Here is a 12,414-nt window from a genome sequence, read left to right as displayed (position 1 = left end):
ATGCTCGTCTTTTTTATTAATCTTATTACGAAAAATTACTCTTGGATAGTCGCTACAACGCCAGCGCCTACTGTACGTCCACCTTCACGGATTGAAAATTTAGTACCATCTTCAATCGCGATTGGAGCAATAAGTTCAATAGTCATTTCAACGTTATCACCAGGCATTACCATTTCAACACCCTCTGGAAGTTGACAGATACCAGTTACATCAGTTGTACGGAAGTAGAACTGAGGACGGTAATTAGTGAAGAATGGAGTATGACGTCCACCTTCTTCTTTTGATAATACATAAACTTCAGCTTTAAATTTAGTATGTGGAGTGATTGTACCTGGTTTAGCAAGTACTTGTCCACGTTGGATTTCCTCACGAGAAACACCACGAAGTAGTGCTCCAATGTTATCGCCAGCTTCTGCATAATCAAGAAGTTTACGGAACATTTCAACACCAGTTACAGTAGTAGCTTTCGCTTCTTCGTTTAAACCGATGATATCGATAACGTCACCGACTTTAACTTGTCCACGCTCTACACGACCTGTAGCAACTGTTCCACGACCAGTAATTGAGAATACATCCTCAACTGGCATCATGAAAGGTTTTTCAGTGTCACGTTCTGGTGTTGGGATATACTCATCAACTGCAGCCATAAGTTCAACGATTTTTTCTTCCCAAGCAGCTTCACCTTCAAGAGCTTTAAGTGCAGAACCTTTGATTACTGGCACATCATCACCAGGGAAATCGTACTCAGATAGTAAGTCACGAACTTCCATTTCAACTAGTTCTAATAGTTCTTCGTCATCAACCATGTCACACTTGTTAAGGAATACAACAAGGTATGGTACACCTACTTGACGAGAAAGAAGGATGTGTTCACGAGTTTGTGGCATTGGGCCATCAGCAGCAGAAACTACTAAGATCCCACCATCCATTTGTGCAGCACCAGTGATCATGTTTTTAACATAGTCAGCATGTCCTGGGCAATCAACGTGTGCATAGTGACGAGTTTCAGTTTCATATTCTACGTGAGAAGTATTGATTGTGATTCCACGCTCACGTTCTTCAGGAGCAGCATCAATTTGGTCATAACCTCTTGCTTCACCGCCACCTGCTTTTGATAATACAGTTGTGATTGCAGCTGTTAAAGTTGTTTTACCATGGTCAACGTGTCCGATTGTACCAATATTAGCATGTGTTTTGGATCTGTCGAATTTTTCTTTACCCATTCTAGAAATCCTCCTTAGAGTTTAATTTTATTAGAATATATGTAACAGAAAGAGATGACATCCCTCTCTGTCCTCACATAAGTAGTTATACTGCATCAAAGGGGTAAAATCAATTACTCACCTTTATTTTTTTTAATTATTTCTTCTGAAACTGATTTTGGTACTTCTTCATAATGATCAAAGTGCATTGTGAATACCCCACGACCTTGTGTACTTGAACGTAGAGCTGTTGCATAACCAAACATTTCAGAAAGTGGAATCATTGCACGAACAACTTGTGCGTTCCCACGAGCTTCCATACCTTCAACACGTCCACGACGAGCTGTAACTTGGCCCATGATATCACCCATGTACTCTTCTGGTACTACTACTTCAACCTTCATAACAGGTTCAAGAAGAACTGGTTTACATTTAGAAATTGCATTTTTAAGCGCTAAAGATGCAGCGATCTTAAATGCCATTTCACTTGAGTCAACGTCATGATATGAACCGTCAACTAAAGCTGCTTTAACATCAACCAATGGATATCCAGCAAGTACACCGTTTTTCATTGAGTCTTCAAGACCAGCTCCAACAGCAGGTATATACTCACGTGGTACTACACCACCAACGATTTTGTTTTCAAATTCAAAACCTTTACCTTCTTCATTTGGTTCAAATTCGATCCAAACATGACCGAACTGTCCGCGTCCACCCGATTGACGTGCAAATTTACCTTCTACTTTTGCACCTTGACGGAATGTTTCACGGTAAGCAACCTGAGGTGCACCAACGTTAGCTTCAACTTTGAATTCACGTTTCATACGATCCACGAGAATATCTAAGTGAAGTTCACCCATACCGGCAATAATTGTTTGACCAGTTTCTTGATCAGTATGTGCTCTGAATGTTGGATCTTCCTCTTGAAGTTTTTGTAAAGCGGTTGTCATTTTATCTTGGTCAGCTTTAGATTTAGGCTCAACCGATAATTGAATTACTGGTTCTGGGAATTCCATAGACTCTAGGATAACAAGATTCTTGTCATCACACAGAGTATCACCTGTAGTAGTATCTTTTAAACCTACAGCTGCTGCAATATCTCCAGAGTGTACTTCCGGTATTTCTTCACGGCTGTTTGCGTGCATTTGTAAAATACGACCTACACGTTCACGTTTACCTTTTGTTGAGTTTTGAACGTATGATCCAGCACTCAATGTACCAGAATAAACACGGAAGAATGTCAGTTTACCAACATATGGATCTGTCATTACTTTGAAAGCTAATGCTGCGAAAGGACCTTCATCGCCAGATTCACGTGTTACTTCTTCATCACTATCAGGAACTATACCTTTGATAGAAGGTACATCAAGTGGTGATGGAAGATAGTCGATAACCGCATCTAACATTTTTTGTACACCTTTGTTTTTGAAAGCTGATCCACAGATAACAGGATAGAATTCAACATTAACAGTACCTTTACGAATAGCAGCTTTTAACTCATCGTTAGAGATTTCTTCTCCGCCAAGGTATCTTTCCATTAAGTCTTCATCAAGTTCTGCAACTGCTTCTACTAAACTTTCGCGATATTCATTCGCTTGTTCTAGGTATTCTTCAGGTATTTCTTTATCTTGAATATCAGTACCTAAATCATTACCGTAGAATGTTGCTTTCATTTCAACTAAGTCAATAATACCTTCAAATTGATCCTCAGCACCAATCGGTAATTGAATTGGATGAGCATTAGCTTGAAGACGTTCATGCAAAGTTTTAACAGAATATAGGAAGTCAGCCCCTATTTTGTCCATCTTGTTAACGAAAACAACACGAGGAACTCCATAAGTAGTAGCTTGACGCCATACCGTTTCTGTTTGTGGTTCAACACCTGATTGAGCATCTAGTACTGCTACAGCACCATCAAGTACTCGCAGGGAACGTTCAACTTCAACAGTGAAATCTACGTGTCCTGGTGTATCAATGATATTAACACGATGACCCTTCCACTGCGCTGTTGTTGCAGCAGAAGTAATCGTGATACCACGTTCTTGTTCTTGCTCCATCCAGTCCATCTGAGATGCACCTTCATGAGTTTCACCAATTTTATGAATACGACCTGTGTAATAAAGTACACGCTCAGTTGTTGTTGTTTTACCAGCATCTATGTGAGCCATGATTCCAATATTACGAGTGTTTGTTAAGGAGAACTCTCTTGCCATTTGCTACATTTCTCCTTCCTTATCGGAAAATTTAGTAGTATTAAAGTGAATTGATTACCAGCGATAGTGAGCAAATGCTTTGTTTGCTTCAGCCATTTTGTGTGTATCTTCACGTTTCTTAACTGCTGCACCAGTGTTGTTAGCAGCGTCAAGGATTTCATTAGCTAAACGCTCTTCCATCGTTTTTTCTCCACGAAGACGCGCGTAATTCACTAACCAACGAAGACCTAAAGTAGTACGACGATCTGGACGTACCTCAACTGGTACTTGATAGTTAGCTCCACCAACACGACGAGCTTTAACTTCAAGAACTGGCATGATGTTTTTAAGTGCTTGTTCAAACACTTCCATTGCATCTTTACCTGAACGTTCTTTAATTAGATCGAAAGCATTATAAAGTACAGATTGTGCTTTACCTCTTTTTCCGTCGATCATAATTCTGTTTACTAAACGTGTAACAAGCTTTGAATTGTAAAGTGGATCTGGTAATACGTCTCTTTTTGTAACAGGACCTTTACGTGGCATGTTATGTTCCTCCCCTCATTCTAATTTAATAACTTCAGATAGTGTTTATTATTTCTTTGCAGCTTTTGGACGCTTAGTTCCGTATTTAGAACGACCTTGCATACGACCATCTACTCCAGCTGTATCAAGTGCTCCACGAACAATATGGTAACGTACCCCCGGTAAATCTTTTACACGACCTCCACGAATAAGAACAACACTATGTTCTTGTAGGTTATGGCCAATACCTGGGATATAAGCAGTTACTTCAATTCCGTTAGTTAAACGTACACGAGCATATTTACGAAGCGCTGAGTTAGGTTTCTTCGGCGTCATCGTACCTACACGAGTACATACACCACGTTTTTGAGGTGAAGATACATCTGTTTGTTCTTTTTTGAAGCTATTGTAACCTTTGTTTAAAGCAGGTGAAGTTGATTTCACTACTTTACTTACACGACCTTTACGTACTAATTGATTAATAGTAGGCATTTTGGTTTTTCCTCCCCTCATTCTTAATACCACACATCCAGGTGGTTCATATTTTAGCAAAAACAAAGTTTCTGCAAAATGTGTATACATATCGCAAAAACAGCTTTTACTGGATTATAGCGACCGCGGCAGCTCCTACCTCTATTCCACAAGCTTTTCCAAGCCTTTTCATAGAAGTTACTTTTGTTAAAGGAGTTTGTTGTTGTTCTGCTGTTTGAATAACCTTTTCGACAATTCGATAATCAGCATCTTCAGCAATAACGATTTCTTTAACTTGATTGTTTAAAAGAGCCTTAACTGATTGCTTAGTACCAACAATTATTTTCTGTGCCTGTGATACTTTTTCATAAGACATAATTAAATATCCTCCAAAGCAACAGGTATGATTGAGCACCTTGAATATAGTAACATTGGCAGCGCTAGATGTCAACAATCTCAATTGAAAAATCTTTGACAACTATCTCCCTTCAATGCTATGAACTTACAGAGATTTCTTCATCAGATAAGACATTTGGTGTATTGATTACACCAAATGTCTACTATCCAATTCATTAAACGTTATAAAAATCAATCAACAGAAATTGCTTCTTCGGGTTGTTCAACCTTAGCAATTGGCTCTGCTTGTCGATATCTCGGCATTCCTGTACCAGCAGGTACAAGTTTACCAATAATAACATTTTCTTTAAGTCCTAGTAGTTCATCACGTTTTCCTTTAATTGCTGCGTCTGTAAGAACACGTGTTGTCTCTTGGAATGACGCTGCAGACAAGAAGGAATCTGTTTCTAGAGAAGCTTTTGTAATACCTAGTAAGACTGGACGACCTGTAGCAGGGCGCTTGCCTTTTAATAAAACACTCTTGTTTGCATCAGTAAATTGATGAACATCAAGAAGAGTTCCTGGTAATACGTTTGTATCTCCGGCATCCATGACTCTTACTTTACGTAGCATTTGACGTACCATTACCTCAACGTGTTTATCTCCAATTTCTACCCCTTGCATACGGTATACTTTTTGAACTTCACGTAATAGATAACTTTGTACTGCCTGAAGATCTTTTACTTTAAGTAATTCTTTAGGATCAATTGAACCTTCAGTTAATACTTGGCCACTCTCTACCTTGTCGCCCTGGTCAACTTTTAAGCGTCCATTATATGGAGCTGTATATGAACGTGATTCAACTTCACCTTGGATAACAATCTCTTGTTGTTTATCACGAACCTCATTAATTTCAGAAACAATACCATTGATTTCTGAAATTATAGCTTGCCCTTTAGGGTTTCTGGCTTCAAACAGCTCTTGAATACGAGGTAAACCTTGTGTAATATCGTCTCCAGCAACCCCACCGGTATGGAATGTACGCATTGTTAACTGTGTACCTGGTTCACCGATTGATTGGGCAGCGATAATTCCAACTGCTTCCCCAACTTCAACTTCACTGCCTGTAGCAAGGTTACGTCCGTAACATTTTTTACATACACCATGTCTAGTGTTACATGTAAATGCTGAACGGATCCAAACTTGGTCAATACCAGCTTCCATAATTTCAACTGTAATATCTTCAGTTATTAACTCATTTTCATTTACAATGATGTCGCCAGTTTCAGGATGTTTAACGACCTTACGACAATAACGACCTACCAAACGCTCATCTAATTTTTCAATTACTTCTGAACCCTCTTTAATCGCCATTGCCAGAATACCACGATCCGTACCACAGTCATCATCACGAATAATTACATCCTGCGCAACATCTACAAGACGTCGTGTTAAGTAACCAGAATCGGCAGTCTTCAAGGCTGTATCGGCAAGTCCTTTACGAGCACCATGTGTAGAGATGAAGTATTCTAATACTGTTAAACCTTCACGGAAACTAGACTTGATTGGTAACTCAATAATACGTCCAGCCGGGTTGGCCATAAGTCCACGCATACCCGCAAGTTGTGTAAAGTTAGAAGCATTACCACGAGCTCCAGAATCACTCATCATAAAGATTGGATTACGTTTATCAAGTGAAGCCATTAATTTCCCTTGAATTGTATCTTTAGCCGCACTCCAAATCGATATTACTCGTTCATAGCGCTCTTCTTCAGTAATTAAACCTCTTCTAAATTGCTTTAATACGTTATCAACTTTGGTTTGACCTTCACTGATAATTTCTTTCTTTTCTTTTAATACGATGATATCAGATACACCTACTGTTATACCTGCCTTAGTTGAGTATTTAAAACCAAGATTTTTCATACGGTCTAACATTTTTGATGTTTCAGTAATACGGAACTTCTTAAAGATTTCCGCAATCACTTTTCCGAGAATACCTTTATTAAATGGAGCAATTTCTTCTTGTGCTGCAATATGCTCCTTAACATTTACATGTGTTTCCACAAAGTACTTGTCAGGAATCTTCTCTTCAATATTCTGTTTCGTTGGTTCATTCATATATGGAAATGATTCTGGTAAAATTTCATTAAAGATTAATTTTCCTACTGAAGTTATAAGAAGCATCTTGTTTTGTTTTTCAGTAAAAGTTTCTTTGTTTAATGAAGCTGCATTAACAGCTACACGAGTATGTAAATGTACATATCCGCTTTGGTACGCAAGCAATGCTTCGTTTGTATCATTGAAAATCATACCCTCACCGATTACACCTTCACGCTCTAGTGTTAAGTAATAGTTACCTAAAACCATATCCTGTGATGGAGTTACAACCGGCTTACCATCTTTAGGGTTAAGGATGTTTTGTGCAGCAAGCATTAATATTCGTGCTTCTGCCTGTGCTTCTGCTGATAATGGAACGTGAACAGCCATCTGGTCACCATCAAAATCTGCATTGTATGCTGTACAGACAAGTGGATGTAGACGAATCGCACGTCCTTCAACTAAAGTAGGTTCAAAGGCTTGAATTCCCAATCTATGAAGAGTAGGTGCCCGGTTAAGTAAGACTGGATGTTCTCTAATTACTTCCTCTAAAACATCCCAAACCTCTGGGTGCACTTTCTCGATTTTTCTTTTAGCACTCTTTATATTATGAGCTAGCCCTCTTTGTACTAATTCCTTCATTACGAAAGGTTTAAATAGCTCTAATGCCATTTCCTTTGGTAAACCACATTGGTACATTTTTAGGTTTGGTCCAACAACAATAACTGAACGTCCAGAGTAGTCAACACGTTTACCTAATAGATTTTGACGGAAACGCCCTTGTTTCCCTTTTAACATATGTGAAAGAGATTTTAATGGACGGTTACCAGGACCTGTTACTGGACGACCTCGTCGACCATTATCGATTAACGCATCTACTGCTTCTTGAAGCATACGCTTTTCATTTTGAACAATAATACTTGGAGCACCTAAATCTAATAAACGCTTAAGACGATTATTACGGTTGATAACTCGTCTATACAAGTCATTTAAATCAGATGTTGCAAAACGACCACCATCTAGCTGAACCATTGGACGTAATTCAGGAGGAATGACAGGAAGAACATCAAGAATCATCCATGATGGGTGGTTACCCGAATGGCGGAATGCTTCAAGAACTTCAAGTCGTTTAATTGCACGGGTTCTACGCTGACCCTGTGCAGTTTTCAACTCTTCCTTTAATGCCTCTACGTCTTTATCTAGATCAATGTCAGAAAGCAGCTTTTTAATTGCCTCTGCACCCATGGAAGCTTGAAATGTACCACCATATTTTTCACGGTATGCGCGGTACTCTTTCTCAGATAACAATTGTTTCTTTTCAAGTGGAGTATCTCCTACATCCGTTGTTACGTAAGAAGCAAAATAAATAACTTCTTCTAAAGCACGAGGAGACATATCAAGTACTAAGCCCATTCGACTTGGAATACCTTTAAAGTACCAAATGTGTGATACTGGAGCAGCTAATTCAATATGTCCCATTCTCTCACGTCGAACTTTCGCTCTTGTTACCTCAACTCCACAACGATCACAAACTACACCTTTATAACGTACTCTTTTATATTTACCGCAATGACATTCCCAGTCTTTTGTCGGTCCGAATATTCGCTCACAAAAAAGACCGTCCTTTTCAGGCTTCAATGTACGATAGTTAATTGTTTCTGGTTTCTTAACTTCTCCAAAAGACCAAGATCGAATCTTGTCTGGTGATGCTAAACCGATGCTCATATATTCAAAATTATTTACATCTAACAAGGGGCCTACCTCCCTTTTCGTCTTCAGGTTATACCCTATTTTAAAAACATGAAAGAAAAAGTTTTTCAATGGATGATCTGTATCTAACTCAAAGCACTTAGCCATAATGGGTTAAGTGCTCGAGCAATGATTTAGACTTACTAGTTGCTTATTCCTTCGTTACTGTATCTTTTATTAATTCAGTAGCTTCTTTCTCTGAAGCTGCTTGTTCATTTAATGATAAACCCTCTGCTTGTTGAGCTTCCTCGTCTTCATCAAGATCTCTCATTTCGATCTCTTTTTCATCACCAGAAAGCATTTTAACGTCCATACCTAAACTTTGAAGCTCTTTAATTAATACCTTAAATGACTCTGGAACACCTGGTTCTGGTACATTTTCGCCTTTAACAATCGCTTCGTACGTTTTCACACGACCAACAACGTCATCTGATTTAACAGTCAAAATTTCTTGAAGAGTGTATGCGGCACCGTATGCTTCCAGTGCCCAAACTTCCATTTCACCGAAGCGCTGACCACCAAATTGTGCTTTACCACCAAGTGGCTGCTGAGTAACTAGTGAATATGGTCCAGTTGAACGAGCGTGTAGCTTATCATCAACCATGTGTGCAAGTTTGATCATATACATGATTCCAACTGATACACGGTTATCAAACGGTTCACCTGTACGACCATCGTATAATACTGTTTTTGCATCTCGTGCCATGCCTGCTTCTTCTAACGTAGACCAAACATCCTCTTCCGTAGCTCCATCAAATACTGGAGAAGCTACATGAATACCCATTATACGAGCAGCCATACCTAAATGCAGTTCTAGTACTTGACCGATATTCATACGTGATGGTACACCAAGTGGATTTAACATGATATCTACTGGTGTTCCATCCGGTAAGTAAGGCATATCTTCTTCCGGTAGAATACGAGAGATAACACCCTTGTTACCATGACGTCCAGCCATTTTGTCCCCTTCATGAATCTTACGTTTTTGAACTATAAAAACGCGGACAAGCTGATTAACACCTGGTGGTAATTCATCTCCGTCTTCACGGTTAAACACTTTAACATCGTGTACGATTCCTCCTCCACCATGTGGTACTCTTAGTGATGTATCACGTACTTCACGCGCTTTTTCTCCAAAGATAGCGTGTAAAAGACGTTCTTCTGCAGTAAGCTCCGTTACACCTTTTGGAGTAACTTTACCAACTAATAAGTCACCATCTTTTACTTCAGCACCAATACGGATAATTCCACGTTCATCTAAATTCCTTAAAGCATCTTCACCGACATTAGGAATATCGCGTGTAATTTCTTCAGGTCCTAATTTTGTATCACGAGCTTCTGATTCATACTCTTCAATATGAATAGATGTATAAACATCGTCTTTCACAAGTCTCTCACTCATGATAATAGCATCTTCGTAGTTGTAACCATCCCACGTCATAAAGGCAACCATTACGTTTCTTCCTAACGCAAGTTCACCCAACTCCATAGACGGGCCATCTGCTAAGATTTCGCCCTTTACTACCTCATTGCCTTCACTTACTATCGGACGTTGATTGTAGCAAGTACCTTGATTAGAACGAATGAATTTTAACAATCTATATTTATCTAAATTACCTTTGACTTTTTGACCATCAACATCTTCATAGCGACGAACCCAAACGTTCTTCGCCTCTACACGCTCTACAACCCCAGGGTGTTTACAAATAACTGCAGCACCCGAGTCCTTACCAGATACATATTCCATACCTGTTCCAACTAATGGGGACTCTGGATTTAATAACGGTACGGCTTGACGTTGCATGTTCGCACCCATTAACGCACGGTTTGAGTCATCGTTTTCTAAGAATGGGATACAAGCAGTCGCAGCTGATACTACTTGTTTTGGTGATACATCCATATAGTCGATACGATCTCGATTAATAACTGTGTTCTCACCGCGGAAACGAGCAACGATATCTGTATCAATAAATGATCCATCGTCAGCTAATCTAGCATTTGCTTGGGCAACAACATAATTATCCTCTTCATCCGCAGTTAAATAGTCAATACGTGAGGTTACTTTCCCTGATTCAGGATCAACTCTACGATAAGGCGTTTCAATAAAGCCAAATCTGTTTACCTTTGCATAAGAAGATAATGAGTTTATCAATCCGATATTTGGTCCCTCTGGTGTTTCAATCGGACACATACGACCATAATGTGAATAATGAACGTCACGTACTTCCATTCCGGCACGTTCACGAGTTAAACCACCTGGTCCTAGTGCTGATAGTCGACGTTTGTGTGTTAGTTCAGCTAGTGGATTTGTTTGATCCATGAACTGAGATAACTGAGAGCTACCAAAGAACTCTTTTATTGACGCAATAACTGGGCGTATATTAATCAATTGTTGTGGTGTGATTGTATTCGTATCCTGAATAGACATTCTTTCACGCACAACACGTTCCATCCTAGATAGCCCAATTCTGAATTGATTTTGTAACAATTCACCTACTGAGCGCAATCTACGGTTACCAAGGTGATCGATATCATCTGTATCACCTACACCATGTAAAAGGTTAAAGAAATAACTAATAGAAGATAAGATATCTGCAACTGTGATATTTTTAACAGATTCATCTACATATGCATTACCAAGCACATTGATTACTTGCTCACCTTCAGGATCGTTTGGTGAATAAATTTTAATAGATTGAAGGGTTACTTCATTCTCATTTACTCCGCCAGAAGGGTATTCCTTTTTGAAACCTACACCACTTTCGAGGTTCGGCATAATTCTATCTAACGTTCTTCTATCAATCATCGTTCCTTTTTCAGCAATAATCTCACCTGTTTCAGGATCAACTAGTGTTTCTGCTAAACGTTGATTAAATAGACGATTTTTTATATGAAGCTTTTTATTAATCTTGTATCGTCCAACATTTGCAAAATCATAGCGTTTAGGATCAAAGAATCTTGATTCTAACAGACTCTTCGCATTATCAACTGTTGGTGGTTCACCAGGGCGTAAGCGCTCATAGATTTCAAGCAAAGCCTTTTCAGAACTTTCCGTATTATCTTTATCAAGAGTATTACGCAAGTACTCATTTTCACCTAATAAGTCGATGATTTCTTGATCAGAGCCAAACCCAAGAGCACGTAAAAGAACAGAAACCGGCAATTTACGCGTACGATCAATACGTACATAAACTACTTCTTTAGCATCTGTTTCATACTCTAACCAAGCTCCACGGTTTGGAATAACAGTCGCAGTGAAACCTTTTTTACCATTTTTATCGACTTTGGCACTGTAATATACACTTGGGCTTCGGACTAACTGAGATACGATTACTCGCTCAGCTCCGTTAATGACAAATGTACCCGTCTCTGTCATGAGTGGAAAATCACCCATAAAGACATCTTGATCTTTTACTTCACCAGTTTCCTTGTTAATTAATCGCACCTTCACACGTAATGGCGCAGAGTAGGTAACATCGCGCTCCTTTGATTCCTCAACGGAGTACTTAGGGTCTCCTAAGCTATAATCAATAAACTCTAGCAAGAGGTTACCCGTAAAATCCTCAATAGGAGAAATATCCTGAAACATTTCTCTTAAGCCCTCATCAAGAAACCATTGATAGGAAGATGTTTGAATTTCAATAAGATTTGGCAATTCTAACACTTCACTAATGCGTGCGTAACTTCTACGTTGGCGGTGTCGTCCATACTGAACTAGTTGACCTGTCAACTCATTCACCCCTCAAATCAAGCGTAATAGATCTTGCGTTGTACCGTTATGTATACCTTAATTTTTTTTGACAGACGAATAAGAGAACTCACAAAAGGATCATTCTCTT

The 12,414-nt window shown here is 39.1% G+C and carries 8 protein-coding genes; 1 reads left to right on the top strand and 7 read right to left on the bottom strand.

Annotated elements, in window-relative coordinates:
• Positions 1–35 precede the first annotated feature (35 nt).
• The 5 genes from tuf to AC6CHR_RS22270 all read right to left on the bottom strand — a co-directional run bounded on the left by tuf (position 36) and on the right by AC6CHR_RS22270 (position 4,766).
• On the bottom strand, positions 36–1,223 hold the full coding sequence (gene tuf, locus AC6CHR_RS22290) for an elongation factor Tu (protein ID WP_498251261.1): 1,188 nt from the start codon (positions 1,221–1,223) through the stop codon (positions 36–38).
• A gap of 113 nt (positions 1,224–1,336) precedes the next feature.
• Positions 1,337–3,415, bottom strand: a complete 2,079-nt coding sequence (fusA, locus tag AC6CHR_RS22285; RefSeq protein ID WP_498251260.1) for an elongation factor G — start codon at positions 3,413–3,415, stop codon at positions 1,337–1,339.
• 54 nt (positions 3,416–3,469) lie between these two features.
• Positions 3,470–3,940 (bottom strand): 30S ribosomal protein S7, encoded by a 471-nt coding sequence (gene rpsG, locus AC6CHR_RS22280; protein WP_111618110.1) that lies wholly within the window; start codon positions 3,938–3,940, stop codon positions 3,470–3,472.
• A gap of 48 nt (positions 3,941–3,988) precedes the next feature.
• The gene (gene rpsL / locus AC6CHR_RS22275) at positions 3,989–4,411 is read right to left on the bottom strand and encodes a 30S ribosomal protein S12 (protein ID WP_498251259.1); all 423 of its coding nucleotides are present in this window, start codon (positions 4,409–4,411) and stop codon (positions 3,989–3,991) included.
• A gap of 106 nt (positions 4,412–4,517) precedes the next feature.
• Positions 4,518–4,766 (bottom strand): 50S ribosomal protein L7ae-like protein, encoded by a 249-nt coding sequence (locus AC6CHR_RS22270; RefSeq protein ID WP_498251258.1) that lies wholly within the window; start codon positions 4,764–4,766, stop codon positions 4,518–4,520.
• Positions 4,767–4,834: 68 nt separating this feature from the next.
• On the opposite strand from AC6CHR_RS22270, the gene AC6CHR_RS22265 reads away from it, so the two are divergent.
• A complete protein-coding gene (locus AC6CHR_RS22265; protein ID WP_498251257.1) occupies positions 4,835–4,966 on the top strand; it encodes a hypothetical protein in 132 nt (43 codons plus the stop codon).
• 12 nt (positions 4,967–4,978) lie between these two features.
• Here AC6CHR_RS22265 and rpoC read toward each other — a convergent pair whose 3' ends face one another.
• Positions 4,979–8,578, bottom strand: coding sequence for a DNA-directed RNA polymerase subunit beta' (rpoC, locus tag AC6CHR_RS22260; RefSeq protein ID WP_498251256.1), 3,600 nt, complete (start codon positions 8,576–8,578; stop codon positions 4,979–4,981).
• Between the two features lie 148 nt (positions 8,579–8,726).
• On the bottom strand, positions 8,727–12,305 hold the full coding sequence (gene rpoB / locus AC6CHR_RS22255; RefSeq protein WP_498251255.1) for a DNA-directed RNA polymerase subunit beta: 3,579 nt from the start codon (positions 12,303–12,305) through the stop codon (positions 8,727–8,729).
• Between the last annotated feature and the right edge of the window lie 109 nt (positions 12,306–12,414).

It is taken from the genome of Metabacillus sp. GQ13, assembly GCF_059758525.1.
Note: the sequence above shows the minus strand (reverse complement) of the source record. Positions and strands in the feature narration are given on the sequence as shown.